Here is a 19885-nt window from a genome sequence, read left to right as displayed (position 1 = left end):
TGGTTATGGTGCAGGACGATGACCGGAACGATTGACAGATTTGTGATCGTCGGCGGCGGAACCGCAGGCTGGCTTGCCGCCTGCGTGATGGCTGCGCGCAGGCCGGATCTCGCCATAACGCTGGTGGAATCGCCCGATATTCCCACCATCGGGGTTGGCGAAGGCAGTTGGCCGACCTTGCGGGAGACACTGCGCACCATCGGCATCGCCGAAGACGATTTCCTTCGCGAATGCGATGCGTCGTTCAAGCAGGGATCGCGGTTCGACGGCTGGGTCACGGGCGCGCCGGACGACAGCTATCTCCACCCCTTCACTCCCCCGCCCCCGGACGATATGCGGGCTTTGCTGGCCGCATGGCAGGACACAGGCCCGCACGGCAGCTTCGCCGCAGCGATGACCCCTCAGGCCGCCGCTTGCGCGCGTGATCTTGCCCCGCGCCAGCGGGCGATGCCCGGATACGCAGGCGCGCTGAACTACGGCTATCATCTCGATGCGGGCAAACTTGCCGCCATGCTGCGCCGACACGCCACCATGCACCTGGGCGTCACCCACCTGAGCGACCGGGTGACGGGGGTGGTGGGCCGCCCCGATGCGATCGAAGCCGTCGAACTGGCCGGGATCGGCCGGCTTGAAGGCGATTTCTTCCTCGATTGCAGCGGCATGAAGGCCCTGCTCATCGGCGACCACTGCCGAAGCGCTTGGGTCGACCGGTCGGATGTGTCCTTCAACGATCGGGCGCTGGCGGTTCAGGTGCCGGTCGTACCGGGCAGCGCAATCGCCTCGCAAACCGTGGCGACCGCTCACGAGGGCGGCTGGATATGGGACATTGCCCTGCCGACCCGTCGCGGCGTCGGCTGCGTCTATTCCTCGCGCTACATGGATGATGACCGGGCAGAGGCAATCCTTCGCGCGCATATCGCCAGCCACGTTCCAGGTGCGGACGCCGGATCGCTGTCTCCGCGCAAGCTGTCCTTCGCGACGGGGCACCGCGAACATTTCTGGCGCGGCAACTGTCTGGCCGTGGGTCTCTCGGCCGGTTTCATTGAACCGCTGGAAGCATCGGCCATCGTGATGATCGAACTTTCCCTGAAGGCGTTGGCGGACAATTTCCCCACCAGCAGCGATGCGATGCCGATCCATGCCGAACGGTTCAACGCGCTGTTCCGGTATCGCTGGGACAGGATCGTCGACTTCCTCAAGCTGCACTATGTCCTCAGCGCGCGCGCGGAACCCTACTGGATGGCACAGCGCGATCCGGCCACGATCCCGCAAAGCCTCGCCAACCAGCTTGTGCTGTGGCGCGATCAGCCGCCATCGACATGGGATTTTCCACAAATCGACGAGATTTTTTCCGCTGCCAGCCAGCAATATGTGCTCTACGGAATGGGCTTTGCCATCCCGCGCGCAGGCGGCAGCAACACGGTCGGCGCACAGGCACGCGCCCGGCTTGCCGAGGTGCACGAACGGGCGCGGGGCCTGGTATCCGCCTTGCCCACGAACCGCATCTACACAGATGCAATGAAAACGACGGCGACCGCAGCGACGGCGCAGGGAGAAAACGCCTTACCATGAGCAACCACCAGATCCTCAACAACGCCCAGCACGCCGATCTGCGCGTGCACACGCACGCCGATTCCGCGCTGGGTGACGCTGCGATGGCTGCGCTGGTCGTGCCCGATGAATTTCGCAAGGTTCAGGCCGAATATCCCATCCTGTTCAAGCGGGACGCTGGATCGGGCAGCTTTTCCGCCATGGCCCTGCTGGGCTTCGAAAACGGGGAGAACCTGTATCTGTCGAACGGAAAATGGGACGCACGCTATCGCCCCCTTTCCATGGCGATCCAGCCGTTCCTGGTCGGCCGCCCTGCCGATGGGGAAGGCGAAGGTCAGGTCCATGTCGACATGGATCACCCGCGCATTTCAACCAGCGGTGAAGGCACGCGCGTGTTCGACGAAACCGGCCAGCCCACCCCGTTTCTCGAAACCATCGCCGAAATGCTCGGTTCGCTGCACGTGGGATATGAACGCAGCGCCGGCTTCTACGCCGCGCTCGAACGGCACGAATTGCTGGAACCGTTTTCCCTCGAAGTGCCGCTGAGCGACGGATCGAAGCATTCGCTGGTCGGCTTCCACATCGTCAACGAAGAAACGCTGCGCGCGCTCGATGCAGACGCGCTGGCCGATCTGCATGGCGAAGGCCACCTGATGCCGCTGTTCATGGCGATCGCATCGCTTTCGCACCTGTCCGGACTGGCCGCGAGAAAGGACGCAAGGCACACAGGTGGCTGACGCGGACCCCGCCATTTTCTCCGCCATGAGAACGGTCGACGAGCGTGAGGCCGGCGACCCGGCCGCGCTGGCCGCCGCGATCGACAAGGCGAGCGAACCGTTTGTGGTGCGCGGTCTGGTGCGCGATTGGCCGCTGGTGCGTGCAGGCCTCGAATCGGGCCGCGCGGCACGACAATATCTGCTCGAACGGGCGCGCCCTGCCCCGTTCACCGTCTCGATCGGCGAACCGGGCCGCGACGGGCGGCTGTTCTACGACGATGATTTCGCCATGAACTTTCGCACGGCTCGCGGGAAGCTGGCCGATATCTTCCGCGGGTTCGACGACAACGAAGGCCGCGCCGATGCCCCGGCCATCTACCTGACATCGGTGGACATGCGGACGTTCTTCACAGGCCTTGCCGAAGACAATCCGTCCCCCGTGATCGACCGCGAACCGCTGGAAAGTATCTGGATCGGCACCGCCACGCGCGTTGCCGCCCACAGCGATTTCCCGCGCAACCTTGCCTGCTGCGCGGTGGGCCACAGGCGTTTCACCGTCTTTCCGCCCGACCAGTACAGGAACCTGTATCTCGGCCCGATCGAGAACACCCCCGCCGGTCGTACGGTCAGCATGGTCGATTTTCACGCCCCGGACCTTGATGCCTATCCACGCTTCGCCGAAGCGATGGAGAACGGCATGGTCGCCGAACTGGAGCCGGGCGATGCGATCTACATCCCGTCGATGTGGTGGCACCACGTCGAAGGGCTCGATCCGTTCAACATCCTCGTGAATTACTGGTGGCGCGAAACCCCGGCCTTTCTGGGCCAGCCGCAGGAAGCGCTGAACCACGCGATCCTTGCGCTGCGCGATCTGCCGCAGGCCGACAAGGATATCTGGCGCGAGCTGTTCGACTATTACGTGTTCGATAGCGCGCCCGATGTCACCGACCATATCCCCGAGGCCGCCCGCGGCATCCTTGACACTCTGACACCCGAAACCGCCGGCCAGATCCGCGCCTTTCTGCTGAGGACCCTAAACCGATGAACACCAACCATCCGCGCAAGCGTATCGTGATCGCCGGCGGTGGAACCGCCGGATGGATGGCCGCCGCCGCGATTGCCCGCACGATGGGCGAAGCGGTGGACCTGACGCTGGTGGAATCCGATGCCATCGGCACTGTCGGCGTTGGCGAAAGCACCATCCCGCCGCTGGTCAACTTCAACCGTATCGTCGGGATTCCCGAAAACGAATTCATGCGCGAAACCCAGGCCACTTTCAAACTGGGCATCGAATTCGAAAACTGGCGCGTGGATGGCGAAAACTACTTCCACTCCTTCGGCATGACCGGGCGCGATCACTGGACCGCCGGCTTCCAGCATTTCTGGATGGAAGGGCGTGAGCGCGGGCACCAGGAAAGCTATGACGATTACTGTCTGGAACTGCAGGCCGCCCATGCCGGCAAGTTTGCGCATTTGCCCGACGGCAAGGTCAACTACGCCTTCCAGCTCGATGCCACCCGCTATGCCGCGTATCTGCGCCGCCTTGCCGAACAAGCCGGCTGTGTGCGGACCGAAGGCAAGATCGACGAGGTGCGTCTGCACGAAAGCGGCGATATCGCGGCGCTGGTGCTCGAAGGAGGGAAGCGGATCGAAGGGGACCTGTTCCTCGATTGCACCGGATTTCGGGCTCTGCTGATCGAAGGGGCGCTGCATGTCGGCTATGACGACTGGCGCCATTACCTGCCGTGCGATTCCGCAATCGCGGTGCAAACCAAAAGCGTGCGCCCGCCCATCCCCTATACCCGTGCGATCGCGCATGACGCCGGATGGCAATGGCGCATTCCGTTGCAGCATCGCGGCGGCAACGGCATCGTCTATTGCAGCCGTTACCTGTCGAAGGACGCCGCGCTCGACCGCCTGCTGTCGACGATCGAGGGCGAACCGCTGACCGAACCGCGGGCGATCCCGTTCGTTACCGGCGCACGCCGCAAGCAGTGGCATCGCAACTGCATAGCCGTGGGCCTTTCGGGCGGGTTCCTCGAGCCGCTGGAATCGACCAGCATCCACCTGATCCAGCGCGCCATCCTGCGCCTGTTGCGGATGATGCCGGCAGGCGAAGTCAGCCAGCGCGATGTGGACGAATTCAACGACCAGCAGATGACCGACATGGTCCAGGTCCGCGATTTCCTGATCCTGCACTACAAGGCCACCGACCGGCGCGACAGCCCGTTCTGGCGGCAGTGCGCGGCCATGGAAATTCCCGATAGCCTGGAACAGAAGATCGAACTCTTCCGCGAAACGGGCCGCGTGTTTCGCAAGAACGAAGAACTGTTCGTGGAGAACAGCTGGGTGCAGGTGATGATGGGCCAGGGCATAATGCCCCGCGCGCACCACCCCATCGCCCGCAAGATGCCCGACGACGAACTGGCCATGTTTCTCAAGGGCTTGCGGGACAATGTGGCTGCAACCGTCGCATCGATGCCCGCACACCACGAATATGTGGCGCAATATTGCGGGGCGAAAGAAGCGCAAGCCGCCTGACCGGGGCTGGCCATTGCCCAAGGGGCGCACTAGGGAATCTGCCGAATACAGGGGGTTTTGAGTTCATGGGACGGCGTCGTCAGGCGGTCACCATCAAGCATGTCGCAGCCGATGCAGGGGTTTCCCTGCAGACGGTAAGCCGCGTCATCAACAACGAACCCAACGTGCGTCCGCAGATGAAGGAACGCGTCCAGGCCAGCATCGACAAGCTCGGCTATGTGCCCTCCATCGCCGCACAGCGGATGAGCGGATCGCGGTCCTACCTGATCCTCGCGATCAACGACCGCGAACGCACGATTGCCGACTGGCGGGCACGGCAGGGCACGGACTGGGTCGACCAGATGCTGCTTGGCGGGATGCTGACCTGCGCCGATCGCGGGTACCGGATGCTGGTCGAACTGGTCGACACCCACAGCGACCACGTAGAACGCGAACTGGGTGCGGCCATCGCCGCGCTTCAACCCGATGGCGTGGTGCTCACCCCGCCCCACTCCGAAAATCCGTTGATCACCGGCCTGCTTGCCAAGCGTCAGATTCCGTTTGCGCGTATCGGTTCGAAGAAGCCGGGACCGGGCATCGCCATGACGATGGGCGACGAACACCTGGCCGCCATGGCCACCGAATATCTTGTCGAACTGGGTCACACCCGCATCGGCTTCATCGCGGGGCCCGAGGAATACAGCCTTGCCGGATGGCGTATCGATGGCTGGCGCGAAGCGATGGACAGGGCAGGCCTTGCCCATGACGATCTGTGTGCGCGCGGCGATTTCGGCTTCGACAGCGGGTTGGTTGCCGCGACAGAACTGCTGGACCTTGCCGACCCGCCTACAGCCATCATCGCCAGCAGCGATCAGATGACACTGGCCACGATGGAGGTCGCGCAGCAGCGGGGGCTGGTAATTCCGGACGATCTTTCACTGATCAGTTTCGACAACACACCCATCGTGCGCTTTACCCGTCCGCCGCTGACCGCGCTCGACCAGCCGATCGCCGCCACCGCTGCGCGCGCCGTGGAATTGCTGATCGACAGCCGCGACCAGACGCCGCCGGACCAACCCATCGTACTGCAAGGCGAAATCGTGGTACGCGGATCGACCGCACGGGCGCCGCACCGTGCCGGCAACTGATCGCGCCGCGGCACCCGCACACCAGTCACGCCGGTTTCTGTGGCTTTACGCGATGGCCGCGGCTGGCGGAGCCGTTGCCTATGTGCCCTTCCTCACCGTCCTGCTGCCCGAACGGATCAGTGACTTCGCCGGGGAGCAGCGGGTCACGGTCCTTGCCTACGCCGCGTTTGCCGGGGCGATTGCCGCCAGTCTCGCCAATATCGGTTTCGGCTGGTTAAGTGATCGGATCGGCACCCGCCGCCCACTTATCGCGGGCGGGCTGGCGCTATCGTGCGCCTTGTTGGTCGCCATGCGGATGGCCGATGACTTGCCGTCGCTCGTCATCCTTCTTGTCGCCTGGCAGTTCGCGCTCAACATGATGCTGGGCCCGCTGGCCGCATGGGCCGGCGATTGCGTGCCCGACGCCCAGAAAGGGCTGCTGGGCGGTTTGCTGGCTTTCGCCCCTGCGCTGGGCGCCTTGTCCGGGGCGCTTGTAACCCTGCCGGGCCTTGCCCATGCCGATACCCGTCTGGGTGTAGTCGCGGCGCTGGTCGCGGCCATGGTTCTGCCCGTGCTGATGTTCGGCAAGCCGCGGGCGATGCCGCAACTGATGGCTTCGGAAGAACCGGCGCAAAGCCCGCCGAACCCGCGCCCACGGGGCACTTTGGCGCGAATGTGGCTGGCCCGTCTGCTGGTGCAGATCGCCGAAGCGGCGCTGTTCGCGTTCCTGTTGTACTGGTTCCGCAGCATTGATCCATCGGTGACCGACAACGATACCGCAGCGGTGTTCAGCGTGGTGCTGTGCATCTCCGTGCCTCTGGCGCTGGCAAGCGGGCGCTGGTCCGACCGGACCGATCGGCCGATACTGCCCCTCACGCTTGGCGCGGGGGTAGGCGCGCTCGGCCTGCTGGCAATGGCTCTGGCGGACGACCTGGCAACAGGCATTGCGGGATACATTCTGTTCGGCCTGGCAACCAGCGTGTTCCTGTCCCTCCATTCGAGCCAGACCCTGCGGGTCTTGCCACAACCGGCCACGCGCGGCCGCGATCTGGGGTTGTTCAACCTCACCAACACGGTGCCGTCGCTGATCATGCCCTGGCTCACCCTCGCGCTGGTTCCGCTGTTCGGGTTCGGCGCGCTTTTCCTCGTGCTCGCGGCGCTTTCCGCGACAGCCTGCCTCCTGCTCGTGTCGGTCCGACGGCTCTAGGAGCTTGACCTTGCACAAGACGCATGGCAATTCCGAATTGAGAACGTTCCCAACTGAATCGGGGACGGTGAGGGGATTGGGAATGAAAGCGTTTTTGTCTGCTACCGTGGCGTGTGTCGCACTGGTCGGGTGCACTGCTCCTCAGGCCGGGATCGAAAGCGCCGCCCCCGTTACCGAAATCACCGCAGCCCAACAGGCCGAAGGCGCCCGCGTTTCCGATCTGCTTTCGCGCATGAGCGTGGAGCGCAAGGTCGCCCAGCTGATCCAGCCGCAAATCAATTCCTTCACCGCCGAAGACATGCGCCGCTATCGCTTCGGCAGCTATCTGAACGGCGGCAACGGCGGCCCCTATGGCGATGAATACGCGCCGGCTGCCGAATGGCTCAGGCTGGCGGACGAAATGTATGTCGCGTCGGTCCAGCCCCTGGCTGGCGGCGAACCGGTGATCCCGACCATCTGGGGCACCGACGCCGTTCATGGCCACACCAATGTCATCGGGGCGACGATCTTTCCGCACAACGTGGCATTGGGAGCCACGGGCGATGCGGATCTGGTGCGCCGCATCGGGTCGGCAACCGCGGTCGAAATCGAAGTTACCGGCATCGACTGGAACTTCTCTCCCACGGTCGCCGTGGCCCGCGACGATCGCTGGGGCCGCGCCTATGAAAGCTATTCCGAAGACCCCAACCTTACCGCCCGGATGGGCGCCGCGCTAGTCGAAGGTTTGCAGGGCCAGCCCGGCACGCAGGCCTTCCTGGGCGATGGCCACGTCATCGCGACCGCCAAGCATTTCTTCGGCGATGGCGGCACCGATCAGGGCGTCGACCAGGGCGATGTGAACGGCGATATCGATCAGCTCAAAGCGATCCATGCGGTTCCATACCCCGCCGCAATCGGTGCGGGCGTCCAGTCCGTGATGGCCAGCTTCAATTCGATCAACGGCCACAAGATGCATGGCAACGAAGCGATGCTGACCGGCGTTCTGCGCGGCGAAATGGGTTTCAACGGCGTCGTTGTGGGCGACTGGAACGGCCACGGACAGGTTGCGGGCTGCACCGTGACCGATTGCCCGCAGGCTCTGCTCGCCGGACTCGATATCTACATGGTCCCCGACGACTGGAAGGGGTTGATGGACAACCTCGTCGCGCAGGTCGCGGATGGCACCATCCCGATGGCCAAGCTGGACGAAGCCGTGGGCCGCGTCCTGCGGATGAAAATGCGCGCCGGCCTGCTGGAAGCCGGGGCCAAACGCCCCGTCGAACGCATCCACGCGGGCGACATGGCCAAGCTGGGTTCGCCCGAACATCGTGCGATTGCGCGCGAAGCGGTGGCCAAGTCGCAGGTCATCATCAAGAACGAAGGCATCCTCCCGCTGGGCGGTGCGAAATCGGTTCTCGTCGCCGGACGCGCAGCCGACAGCATCGCGCAGGCATCGGGCGGCTGGACGCTGACCTGGCAGGGCGGGCGCGAACTGACCAACGACTATTTCCCCGGCGCGACTTCCATCTGGGCGGGCCTGGAACGCGCGGCTCGCGAAGCGGGCGGAAGCGCGGTTCTTTCCGAAGACGGCACCTATTCGAAAAAGCCCGATGTTGCCGTGGTGGTGTTTGGCGAGGAGCCGTACGCCGAATTCGCGGGTGACCGTAAGAACCTTGTCTTCACCGATGAAGAAGGGCTTTCGCTGTTGCGGAAGTTCAAATCCGAAGGCGTGCCCACCGTGGCGGTATTCCTGTCGGGCCGCCCTATGTGGATGAACCGCGAAATCAACGCGGCGGACGCGTTCGTCGCATCGTGGCTTCCGGGTAGCGAAGGCGCCGGTGTGGCCGATATCCTGTTCGGCAAGCGCGCTGCGACAGGCCGCCTGTCCTTCAGCTGGCCGGCCGATTGCGGCGGAACGCCGGTAAACGGACCGCAAGGCTCTCTCTTCCCGCTCGGTTTTGGCCGTTCGCTTGGCGATACCGCACCAACGGGTGCGCTCGAGGAAACCTGCGGATACCTGACCGGCGGCGTCGGCGCCGAATGGTTCGTCAACGGCCGGCTTGGCACGGCGATTACCGCCAGCGCCGGTGGTGCTGCCCTGCCCAACCTGCGCGGATCGGCTGGCGGCATCGATGCCCGCGGGATCGACAACCAGCGCCAGGAAGACGCGCGCGAAGTAACCTTTGCGCCCGGTTCCACCTTGACCCTGACCCAGTCGGGCACCGGCACCGGCGGGTATCGCATTACCTATGCGATCGACGCGCGCCCTGCCGAACGCGTCATGCTGACCATCGGCCAGACGCAAATCGACATCACCCGCCATCTTGCCCATGCAGAAGGCAAGGACTGGCGCGAGATGATCGTGACCGAAGCTTGCGCGCCGGGGCTCGGCGACAGCGTGTCGATCACGGCGCAGGGGACATTGAAGCTCCGCATCGCCGAAATTGCGCGCCGCGAAATGCCGGAAGGGACCGCCTGTTCGTTCTGACGGACGGGTACAGACGTATTCGTATTCGATCTGGCACTTGGCGCAGGGTTGGCGCAAGTTGCCCGGATCATAACAGCCGGCACCGATAAGCCGGTATCGGGAGGAAAACTGAAATGGCACTGGCACCCGACATCACGTCGAGCACCGACCCCAATGCGATCGAGGAAGAAGGCACCCCGATCAACGCACCGGGTCTGCAATATTTCGTCTTCGGGCTGTTCTTCATTTTTGGCGGCATCACCTCGCTCAACGATGTGATCATCCCCAAGCTGAAAGAGCTCTTCACCCTCAATTACACCCAGGCCATGCTGGTGCAGTTCTGCTTCTTCACGGCTTATCTGGTGGTGGGCATTCCTGGTGCCAAGCTGGTCAAGAAGATCGGTTACATGCGCGGGGCTGTTGCCGGCCTGCTCACCATGATGGTCGGCTGCCTGATGTTCATTCCAGCGAGCCAGAACGCCACTTACTGGGTTTTCCTGCTGGCGCTCTTCGTGCTGGCGAGCGGTGTGGTGATCGTGCAGGTCGTGGCCAATCCGCTGATTTCGCTGCTCGGTCCGCAAAAAACGGCGCACAGCCGCCTCACCTTTGCGCAGGCGTTCAATTCGCTCGGCACCACCATCTTCCCGATCATCGGGGCCGCCGTCATTCTCGGTAGCCTGGCAAACGTCAGTGCGGACCAATTGTCGGGCGCCGAACTGACCGCCTATCGCCAGGCGGAAAGCGAAGCGATCTGGCAGGGCTATCTCGGTGTTGCCGTGCTGATCGGGCTTGTCGCTCTGGCCGTGTGGTCGTTCCGCGATCGCCTCAAGGGCGAAAAACACGAAGCGTCTTCGGGGCTTGCCGGGCTCGACCTGCTGAAGCGCGGGCGGTTCGGTTACGGCGCGCTCTGCATCTTCCTGTATGTAGGCGCGGAAGTTTCGATCGGTTCGATCATCATCAACTATCTCGCTCTCGATCGCGTGCTCGGCCAGCCCGAAGGCGTCGTGGGGTGGATGATCGGGCTTTACTGGGGCGGCGCCATGATTGGCCGTTTCATCGGCTCGTACTTCCTCCGCATCTTTTCGCCGGGCAAGATCCTCGCCTTCAACGCCGCCGGTTCGATCCTGCTGATCCTGATCAGCACGATGACCACCGGCGAAGTCGCGGCTTACAGCCTGCTGGCCGTCGGCCTGATGAATTCGATCATGTTCCCGACCATCTTCTCGCTTGCTTGCGAAAAGCTGGGGCCGCGCGCTGCGGACGGTTCGGGCATCATCAACGTCGCCATCTTCGGCGGTGCGGTGGTCCCGCTGCTTTTCGGCATGATTGCCGATGTCAGCGGAAGCCTGGCCACGGCCATGGTGCTGCCGATCGCCTGCTACGCGATCATTGCCGGCTTCGGGGTTTTCGCCCGCCGACCGGCCTGATTTCGCAACCGCACAACATCGGGGGTTCGCATGGCGGCTTTGGTCTGCCATGCGGGCCCCCGAACTTTTTGACCCAAGGACTTTTTCCGCATGACCGATGCCGAACTTGCCGCCCATCTCGCCGAAGTTGCGGGCAGGATCCTGATCGAAGTGCGGGAAAGCGGGATGTTCCAGGGCAAGTCCCTGGGCAAGGCGGGCGATGAAACCGCCAACCAGTTCCTCGTCCATGCCTTGCGCGAACAGCGCCCCGACGACGGCTTGCTGTCCGAAGAAAGCAAGGACACCGCCGACCGCCTTTCGAAAAAGCGCGTCTGGATTGTGGACCCTGTCGACGGCACGCGCGAATACGGCGAAGCGCGGAGCGACTGGGCCGTCCATGTGGCCTTGTGCATCGATGGGCGGCCGGAAATCGGCGCTGTCGCGCTGCCCGGCCTTGGCTCGGTCTTGCGGACCGATGCCCCCGTTGCCTTGCCAGAGGCGGCACAGACCCCGCGGCTGGTCGTCAGCCGTACGCGCCCAGCCAAGGAAGCCGTCGCCGTGGCGCAAACCATTGGCGGTGAGCTGGTGGCCATGGGATCGGCTGGTGCAAAGGCGATGGCCGTGGTGCGGGGCGAAGCCGAAATCTATCTCCACACCGGCGGACAGTATGAATGGGACAGCGCCGCACCTGCCGCAGTCGCACTGGCGCACGGACTGCACGCCAGCCGTGTCGATGGCAGCCCGCTGATCTACAACCAGACCGACACATACATGCCGGACCTGCTGATCTGCCGCCCCGAATGGGCGCCCCGAGTCCTCGATGAAGTGGCCCGATTGGGTGATTGAGCACGCACGCCGGGCCGCCCTGCCCTAGCGTATTTTCGCGCTGTCCCGAATTGCGGTATGGGAGTCGCCGCATAGAGGAGAGAACAGCGCCATGGCCACGCAGCTAGAAGCCGACACCCGTTCCGACGAGGAGGCCTTCCGTGCGGAAGTGCAGCAATTCCTCGTGGAGCATTTCCCCCCCGAACTGAAGAACAAGTCGAACGCTTTGGCCGGGGTCGACGGCCCGACGCGCGAAACACCCGCGCAGACCGCGTGGCGCGAAGCGATGGGCGCACGCGGCTGGGGCACGCCCACCTGGCCTAGGGAATATGGTGGGGGCGGCCTGTCGCGCAAACAGGCCAAGATCCTCGACCAGGAAATGGCCAAGGCCGGTGCCTACAACCCCATCGGCGGCATGGGCGTGATGATGTTCGGCCCCACCCTGCTGGAATACGGCAGCGAGGCCCAGAAGGCGGAGCACATCCCCCCGATCACCCGCGGCGAAATCCGATGGTGCCAGGGTTATTCCGAACCCAACGCCGGGTCCGACCTTGCGAACCTCCAGACCTTTGCCGAAGACAAGGGCGATCATTACATCGTCAATGGCCAGAAGACCTGGACCAGCGGCGGTCAGTGGGCCGACAAATGCTTCGCCATCGTCCGCACCGACAAGAGCGACAAGCACAAGGGCATCAGCTTCATGCTGATCGACATGGATGCGCCGGGCGTCGAAGTCCGCCCCATCCAGATGATCAGCGGCATGAGCCCGTTTTGCGAAACCTTCTTCACCGATGTGAAAGTGCCCAAGGAAAACCTGGTTGGCGAAGAGGGCCAGGGCTGGACGATCGGCAAGCGCCTGCTCCAGCACGAACGCACCAACATTTCGGGCGGCGGCGGCCTGGCGCGCCTGATGGGGCAGAGCCTTGGCGATATCGCCAAAAAATACCGCGCCACCGACGCCGATGGCGCGCTTGAGGACAAGGTCCTGCGCGACAAGATCGCCGACTTCGAGATCCGCTGGAACAGCTTCCTGATGACGGCGCGCCGCGCGGTCGAGGAAAGCAAGGCGGCGGGCGGGGTTTCCGAAATCAGTTCGGTCCTGAAGAAGCTGGGCACCAAATTGAGCCAGGAGCGATCCGAGCTGCTGATCGAAATCCGCGGCCTGCAAGGGCTGGGCTGGGAAGGTGACGGTTTTTCCGGTGGCGAGCTGGATGCCGTGCGCGGATGGCTCTTCGGCAAGGCGACCACTATCTACGGCGGTTCGACCGAAATCCAGAACAACATCATCGCCAAGCGTGTGCTCGGCATGCTCGACCACCAGTAAGAGGAGCGCAGGATCATGGCAGTTCTCAACGAAGAACAGGAAATGCTGCGCGACATGGCGCGCGACTGGGCGACCAACGAAAGCCCGGTGACCGAATTCCGCAAGGTTCGCGCAAGCGGCGAACCCGAAGCGTTCAATCGGGATGCCTATGGCACGATGGCCGAAATGGGCTGGGCCGGGGTTATTATTCCCGAAGAGCACGGCGGGTCGGACTTCGGATGGCTTTCGGCCGGCCTGGTGGTCGAGGAACTGGGCAAGACGCTGACCGCCAGCCCGCTGGTCGTTAACACGATTGCCGCCAGCGCAATCATCCTGGGCGGCAGCGACGAACAAAAGGCACACTGGCTGCCCCGACTGGCCAGCGGTGAAGCGATTGCAACGCTTGCCATCGATGATGCCAGCGACACTGGTGACGGGAAAACGACCGTGTCCAACGGCACGCTGACGGGGACAAAGGCCTTCGTTCACGAAGCGCATGGGGCCGACCTGTTCGTGGTCGCCGCCAAGGACGGCCTCTATCTCGTCGAAAAGGGAGACGGCGTTTCGCTCGCCACCCGCAAGCTAGCCGACCAGCGCAGCCACGCCCATGTCACGTTCGACGGGGCAACGGCCAGCAGGCTTGAAGGCGGGGGTGAGACGCTGCTCGAAGACGTGCTCGACCGGGCGCGGGTGCTGACGGCAGCCGAAATGCTCGGCATGGCGCAGCATGTGTTCGACACCACGCTCGATTACCTTAAGCAGCGCGTCCAGTTCAACCAGGTCCTTGCCAGCTTCCAGGCCTTGCAGCACCGCATGGCCGATCTGTTTGCTGATCTTGCGCAGATGCGTTCGGCGGTCGAAGCCGGGCTTCAGGCGGTCGATTCAGGGTTCGGGATCGACCGTGCCGCAACCATCGCCAAGGCCGAAGCCAACCGCGTGCTCCACAAGATGAGCAACGAGGGCATCCAGTTGCACGGCGGTATCGGCATGACGGACGAATACGATGTCGGCTTCTATCTCAAGCGTGCCCGGGTTCTCGAAGCCAGCTTCGGGTCGAGCAGCCAGATGAAGGACCGCTTCGCGAAGCTGGGTAGCTATTGAGCGACGCGCTCGCCCCCTCGGGCGAAGATCTGGAGGCGCTCCCGGCAAGTGATAGCTGGGAGCGCCACCATACCTACATGGAGGCAAATCTTGCGCGCAATTACCGCGTAACGCTGCTTCATGGCGTGTTCGGGATGACCGGCTTTCGCCTGATCTACGCGCCGACGATCATACCCGCCTACCTCTACCTTCTCACCGGCAGTGCCGCTGCCGTCGGTCTGGGAACCGCCCTTCTTCAACTGGGCGGCACGGTCTCTCCCATCTTGTCGGGGGCCAAGGTCGAAAGCCGAAAACGGATCATGCCATACGCCGTCGGCGTCGGGTCGATGATGCGCGTCATGGTGCTGGCCGTCGCGATCGCTGCGTGGACGCTCGAAGGCACCGCGTTGCTTGCCGTCACGTTGGCCGCATTCCTGCTGCTCGGCTTCTTCTCGGGCGCGCAAAGGGTCGCGTTCCAGATGCTGATGGCAAAGGTCATCCCGATCCGCCGGCGTGGCCGCCTCCAGGGAATTCGCAACATGCTCGGCGGGCTGATCGCCGCCGGCCTTGCGTGGGTGGCCGGCCATTATTTCATCGAGCAGCAGTGGCTAGGCAACGGATATGCCACGACGTTCCTGCTCGCCTTTATCCTGACCTCGATCGGCTTGTTCGCGCTGCAGGCTGGCCTGCGCGAACCCGATGCACCGACGCTGCGGCCGGCCATTCCCTTGCGCGAACGGCTGGGTCAGTTCGGAGAATTGCTAACCCACCGGGATTTCCGCGCCTTTCTGGTCGCCCACGGCCTGGCCGCGATCGCGCGCGTGGGCCTGCCATTCTGGACGCTGTATGTCGGCGACCGGCTCGGCCTGAGCGGGGCGCTGATCGGCTCGCTCAGTCTCGCATTCCTTGCTGCCGATACCCTCGCGAACCTGGCGTGGGGCGCGATAGGGGACCGCTTCGGTTTCCGCCTAGTCTATGTCGGATCGCTGGCCAGCAGCCTTGCGGGCATGGCACTGCTGGTCCTTGGCGATGGCTGGTTGCTGCACCTCGCCTTCGTCGCGTTGGGGATCGGGTTTTCCGGCTGGATGATGGCTGCGATGACGCTGGTCCTGGAATTCGGGGAGCATGAGGATATCCCCATGCGCCTGGCGCTTGTGACAGCGGTCGAAGGGGCCGTGTCCTCGGTCGGGCCGGTGTTGGGCGGGTTGGCGATTGCCGGCTTGGGTTACACGCCGCTGATCGCGGTGTCGGTTGCCGCGCTGCTGGCCTCGCTGGTCGTGATGATCTGGAAGGTGCGCGAACCGCGCTCCTTAGCGTGACGGCGCCAGCATCCCGTCCGACAGGGCCGAAAGATACGTGCCGATAGCCTGTTCGGGCCGTTCGAACCGGGCCGCCCACAAGCGCGCTTCATAGGCCGAGTTCACAGTCGACATGATCACCTGACCGGCAACGAGCGGGTCAATGGGGCGCACCGATCCATCGGAAATCCCGTCGATCAGCATTCCTGCAAACCGGCGGGCCAGCCGGTTGGAGCGCGTTACCACATTGATCTTGTGATCGGCATCGAGCGCCTGCAGCGCGGTGGTCCGCAGCAGCGGCGTGGCGTCGAAGAACTGCATGTCGACCAGTTCTGCCAGCACGCTCGACAGGCGGGTCCAGTAATCGGTGCCGATGCCCATGCCGCCCATCTGCACGGACGACATCCGGTCATAGCTCTTCTGGAAACAGGCGAGCACGAGGTCGTCCTTGGCCTGATGGTGGTGGTAGAAACTGCCCTTGGTAACGTTGAGGCTTTCCGCGATCCGGTTCACCGAAGCCCCGCGATACCCGCGTTCGTTGATCATGACCGTGGCGGCGCGCAGGAACGCTTCGTTCTGGTTGACGTCCCCGTCATCACCCGTGCGCCAGTTACCGATCAGCGCCTGCGGATCGAAACGGCCCTTCATCGCCGGAAGCCCATGCGCCAGCACGTCGAAAAGCCGCGCCTCGATCCGTTTGAAGTCGAGAACCGAATATTGCAGGGACCACACCGGCCACCACATCAGCGCTTCCAGCAGGATATGCGCGCGTGCCGAAAACAGGGCGCGTTCGCCATCGCTGCCGGCTTCCCCGAAGAACCGCCTGACGATGTCCACCACCCGGCGATAATGCGCCAGCAGCGGCTCCTGCACTTCCTGGTCCAGCGTGCGAATTTCGGAAAGCGCGGCCACCCGCCCCCGTTCGCCCGCGCGAATGCGTTTTCGCAACGCCACATGATCCGCGATGTAGCGCCGCAGCCTGGCGGCAGGGTCTTTCTCGGCCAGCGCGGCGCTCGCCATGCGTTCCATCACCGTCAGCGTCTCGTCGTACACTGCGACGACGAGCTGTTCCTTGCGCGGGAAATAATAGGTCACGCTGGTGGCGTTCAGCCCGATGGCGCGCGCCACATCGGCCAGCGTGGTGGCCTGAACCCCGACTTCGTTGATGAGCGCGCCCGCTGCATGGACAATCGCTCCGCGCTTTTCGCCAAACTTGCGCGTTTCCACGCCCTTGGCGACCGATTTGCTCATGCGAAGAAGGCTCCGAGATCCTTCTTCAGGATCTTGCCGTTGGCGTTGCGCGGCAAGGTTTCCTCGACAAACGCAATCCGGACCGGAACCTTGAATTTCGCCAACCGGATGGCCACCCATTCGCGCAGTTCGTCCTCGGTCGCGCTGGTGCCGGGTGCAAGGTGGACCACTGCGGCCGGTTCTTCGCCCAGCGTCTTGTGCGGCAGGCCAATCAGCGCCGCGTCGGTAACCGCCGGATGGTCGTAAAGGACGTTCTCCACTTCGGATGAATAGATGTTTTCACCCCCGCGGATGATCATGTCCTTCGCGCGGTCGACGATATAGCAGAAACCTTCGTCATCGAGCCGCGCGAGATCGCCGGTCCGGACCCAGCCGTCGATGAAGGTTTCCGCCGTCGCTTCGGGGCGGTTCCAGTAGCCCTTCACCACCATCGGCCCGCGCGCCCACAATTCGCCCACTTCGCCGGTCGCAAGTTCGCGCGTGCCGTCTTCCGACATGATCTTCAGATCGGCCACCGCTACCGGCGGTCCGCAGCTTGCCGGACGGTTGAAGTAGTCTTCCGAATTGTTGCCCGTCACCGTGGCCATGGTTTCGGTCATGCCCCAGCCGTTGCCCGGCAGAGCACCGAACGTTTCGTAAATCTTGCGCACCAGTTCGGGCGCGGCGGGCGCCCCTCCATAGGAAATCGATTCCAGGCTGGAGAGATCGAATTTCGACCGTTCGGGATGCTCGATCAATTGCCAGGCGATGGTCGGCACGCCGCCGGTCAGATTGACCTTCTCGCTCTCGATCAGCGCGAACGCCTTAACCGGATCCCACTTGTGCATGAAGACAAGCGTATGGCCGGCCACCACCGCACCCATCATGCTCGCCGAACAGGCGGTGACGTGGAACAGCGGGATCACCGTCAGGCCAACCTTCTGAACCGGTTCGGGCGGATCGTCGCCCCGGCGCAGCGCGGCAACCGCCACGCTCCACCCGCTCGACAGGATATTCGTCGCCAGGTTCCGGTGCGTGCCGAGCGCGCCCTTGGGTTGGCCGGTTGTTCCGCTGGTGTAGAAGATGGTCGCTTCATCGTCCGGCCCGATGTCGACATCGGGCAGGTCTGCGGCGGGCAACGAACTATACTGGCTTGGCGAACCGATGATCGATTCCAGCCGTTCGGCCTGCTCCGGTTCGGCTTCGCAGCGCGATACGAATACGGTCGCAAGATCGGGGCATTCGCCCATATGCGGTGCGATACGGTCCCAGCGTTCGTCATCGCAGACCAGCAGTCTGGCCCCGGAATTGGCCAGACCGAAGGCCAGTTCCGGCCCCGTCCACCACGCGTTCAGGGGCACGCAAATCGCGCCGATCGTGGTGGCGGCAAAAAACGCCACAGGCCATTCGGGCAGGTTCCGCATGGCCAACGCCACGCGGTCCCCCTTGGTCACGCCGCGATTCTGAAATTCTGCCGCCAGCCGTGCGACCGCGCGAAACCAGGCATCGAAACTGACGCGTTCGTCTTCGTAGATGGTGAACAGGCGATCGCCGTGCGCGCGCCCGGCAAGGGCGATGGCCCGCAGGTTCGGCGGGCTGTTCTTCCAAACGCGCGTGGGAACGCCGCGAATATCGACCGTTTCCATTTCGAACCGCTCGCCCGGCTTCGTCAACCGGTCCCGGCATTGCGCCCGGCTCATCGCCGGCCAACCGGCGGGCGGCGCCCAGCCGATCGCGCTCGCAAGATCGCTCATTTGCATCCCCTCGTTCGCCGCATGGTGCGGGCGACTCTCTCTCCCTGCTAGTCCTACCCTTCACCCGCCATCGGGCGCAAGTCGCCTTCGAAGGTCAGGTATGAGGGTGGCAAGAACGATTGAAATCGCTATTCGGTGAAAACAGAAGCATAGGTATGCGCAAATAGGGAGAGAGGTATGTTCGATCTGGCACCAGCCGGGACGATGGGGTTCGACACGGATCGATTGGCGCGCATCGCGCCTTTCCTAGCCGAAACCTATATCGACAACGACCGCCTGCCGAACGCGCAGCTGGTCGTCGCCCGTGACGGCAAACCGGTTCATTACACGCGGCTCGGCCGCATGGGTGACGATGGCCGCGCCTTGCGCGACGACGCCCTGTTCCGCATCGCCAGCATGACCAAGCCGGTAACATCGGTCGCGTTCATGCAGCTTGTCGAACAATGCAAGGTCGCCCTCGAAGAACCGGTGACCAAGGTCTTTCCCGAATTTGCCGGGCTGAGGATCTATGCGGGCGGCGGCGGTGCCATTCCGTTTGCGCCCGGCGCGCCGGCCCACCCGATCCGGTTCGTGGACCTGCTGACGCATATGTCGGGGTTCACCTATGGCCTGCAGAATCGCAACAACATCGATGCGGTTTACCGCGAACACAATTTCGATTTTGCCCGCGACCATCTCGACAGCGATGAATTCGTCGCGCGGCTGGCCAAGCTGCCGCTCGAATTCGCGCCCGGCGGAGGGTGGAACTATTCGGTTTCCACCGATGTGCTGGGCATCGCGGTGGAACGGATTTCGGGCATGCGCCTCGGCGACTATTTCGAAAAGCACATCTTCGGGCCGCTGGGGATGGACGATACCCGCTTTGGCGTGGCGGATGGGCAGTCGGATCGACTGGTCGATGCCTACGCCTATCGCCCCGGCCAGACGCCCAAGATGATCAACGCCGGCGCAACCAGCAAGCTGAACCAGGACGGCACCTTCGACAGCGGCGGCGGCGGACTGATCGGTACGATCGAGGATTACCACCGCTTCGCCACCATGCTGCTGAACGCCGGCGAACTGGATGGTGTGCGCATCCTCAGCCCCAAGACCGTTCGCCTGATGCGAACGAACCACCTGCCGAACAACTCCGACCTGACCGATATGTCGAGCAGCCTGTTTTCCGAAGCGAACAACGCCGGCACCGGCTTTGGCCTGGGCTTCGCGATGGTGATCGACCCCGCAAAAACCCTGATGCCGTCCAGCCTGGGCGAATTCTATTGGGGCGGTGCCTATTCGACCGCGTTCTTCGTCGATCCGGTTGAACGGATCACCTGCGTCTTCATGACCCAGGTCTACCCATCGTCAACCTATCCGATCCGTCGCCAACTCAAGACGCTGATCTATTCCGCCCTTACCGACAGTTACGCCTGAGGAGTTTCA

The 19885-nt window shown here is 63.7% G+C and carries 15 protein-coding genes; 13 read left to right on the top strand and 2 right to left on the bottom strand.

Annotation, left to right across the window (positions count from 1 at the left end; genetic code table 11):
• Positions 1–18: 18 nt before the first annotated feature.
• The 12 genes from VR863_RS01750 to VR863_RS01695 all read left to right on the top strand — a co-directional run bounded on the left by VR863_RS01750 (position 19) and on the right by VR863_RS01695 (position 15500).
• Positions 19–1572: a tryptophan halogenase family protein gene (locus VR863_RS01750; RefSeq protein ID WP_324826711.1), complete on the top strand. Its 1554-nt coding sequence runs from the start codon at positions 19–21 to the stop codon at positions 1570–1572.
• The gene (locus VR863_RS01745; RefSeq protein ID WP_324826710.1) at positions 1569–2288 is read left to right on the top strand and encodes a SapC family protein; all 720 of its coding nucleotides are present in this window, start codon (positions 1569–1571) and stop codon (positions 2286–2288) included. Before VR863_RS01750 ends, VR863_RS01745 begins: the two co-directional genes overlap by 4 nt.
• A complete protein-coding gene (locus VR863_RS01740; RefSeq protein ID WP_324826709.1) occupies positions 2281–3312 on the top strand; it encodes a cupin-like domain-containing protein in 1032 nt (343 codons plus the stop codon). The genes VR863_RS01745 and VR863_RS01740 overlap by 8 nt, the downstream gene beginning before the upstream one ends.
• Complete coding sequence (locus tag VR863_RS01735; protein WP_324826708.1) at positions 3309–4808, top strand: tryptophan halogenase family protein; 1500 nt, start codon at positions 3309–3311, stop codon at positions 4806–4808. Before VR863_RS01740 ends, VR863_RS01735 begins: the two co-directional genes overlap by 4 nt.
• 65 nt (positions 4809–4873) lie before the next feature.
• Positions 4874–5935 (top strand): LacI family DNA-binding transcriptional regulator, encoded by a 1062-nt coding sequence (locus tag VR863_RS01730; RefSeq protein WP_324826707.1) that lies wholly within the window; start codon positions 4874–4876, stop codon positions 5933–5935.
• The gene (locus VR863_RS01725; protein WP_324826706.1) at positions 5922–7121 is read left to right on the top strand and encodes an MFS transporter; all 1200 of its coding nucleotides are present in this window, start codon (positions 5922–5924) and stop codon (positions 7119–7121) included. Before VR863_RS01730 ends, VR863_RS01725 begins: the two co-directional genes overlap by 14 nt.
• 82 nt (positions 7122–7203) lie before the next feature.
• Positions 7204–9588 carry a glycoside hydrolase family 3 protein gene (locus VR863_RS01720; protein WP_324826705.1) on the top strand — a complete coding sequence of 795 codons (2385 nt, stop codon included), beginning with the start codon at positions 7204–7206 and terminating at the stop codon, positions 9586–9588.
• A 113-nt stretch (positions 9589–9701) separates the two neighbouring features.
• Complete coding sequence (locus tag VR863_RS01715) at positions 9702–10994, top strand: sugar MFS transporter (RefSeq protein WP_324826704.1); 1293 nt, start codon at positions 9702–9704, stop codon at positions 10992–10994.
• Between the two features lie 90 nt (positions 10995–11084).
• Positions 11085–11819 (top strand): 3'(2'),5'-bisphosphate nucleotidase CysQ, encoded by a 735-nt coding sequence (locus VR863_RS01710; protein ID WP_324826703.1) that lies wholly within the window; start codon positions 11085–11087, stop codon positions 11817–11819.
• 91 nt (positions 11820–11910) lie between these two features.
• Positions 11911–13122, top strand: coding sequence for an acyl-CoA dehydrogenase family protein (locus tag VR863_RS01705; protein WP_324826702.1), 1212 nt, complete (start codon positions 11911–11913; stop codon positions 13120–13122).
• 15 nt (positions 13123–13137) lie between these two features.
• Positions 13138–14202: an acyl-CoA dehydrogenase family protein gene (locus tag VR863_RS01700; RefSeq protein WP_324826701.1), complete on the top strand. Its 1065-nt coding sequence runs from the start codon at positions 13138–13140 to the stop codon at positions 14200–14202.
• The gene (locus VR863_RS01695) at positions 14199–15500 is read left to right on the top strand and encodes an MFS transporter (protein ID WP_324826700.1); all 1302 of its coding nucleotides are present in this window, start codon (positions 14199–14201) and stop codon (positions 15498–15500) included. The genes VR863_RS01700 and VR863_RS01695 overlap by 4 nt, the downstream gene beginning before the upstream one ends.
• On the opposite strand, the gene VR863_RS01690 is transcribed toward VR863_RS01695, so the two are convergent.
• On the bottom strand, positions 15492–16730 hold the full coding sequence (locus tag VR863_RS01690; RefSeq protein ID WP_324826699.1) for a TetR/AcrR family transcriptional regulator: 1239 nt from the start codon (positions 16728–16730) through the stop codon (positions 15492–15494). The two genes, VR863_RS01695 and VR863_RS01690, sit on opposite strands and share 9 nt — an antisense overlap.
• Positions 16727–18463, bottom strand: a complete 1737-nt coding sequence (locus VR863_RS01685; RefSeq protein ID WP_324826698.1) for a class I adenylate-forming enzyme family protein — start codon at positions 18461–18463, stop codon at positions 16727–16729. Before VR863_RS01685 ends, VR863_RS01690 begins: the two co-directional genes overlap by 4 nt.
• A gap of 177 nt (positions 18464–18640) precedes the next feature.
• On the opposite strand from VR863_RS01685, the gene VR863_RS01680 reads away from it, so the two are divergent.
• Positions 18641–19876 carry a serine hydrolase domain-containing protein gene (locus VR863_RS01680; protein WP_324826697.1) on the top strand — a complete coding sequence of 412 codons (1236 nt, stop codon included), beginning with the start codon at positions 18641–18643 and terminating at the stop codon, positions 19874–19876.
• The last annotated feature ends 9 nt before the right edge of the window (positions 19877–19885 follow it).

The sequence above is a fragment of the Qipengyuania zhejiangensis genome (assembly GCF_035607565.1).
GTDB lineage: Bacteria > Pseudomonadota > Alphaproteobacteria > Sphingomonadales > Sphingomonadaceae > Qipengyuania > Qipengyuania zhejiangensis.
Note: the sequence above shows the minus strand (reverse complement) of the source record. Positions and strands in the feature narration are given on the sequence as shown.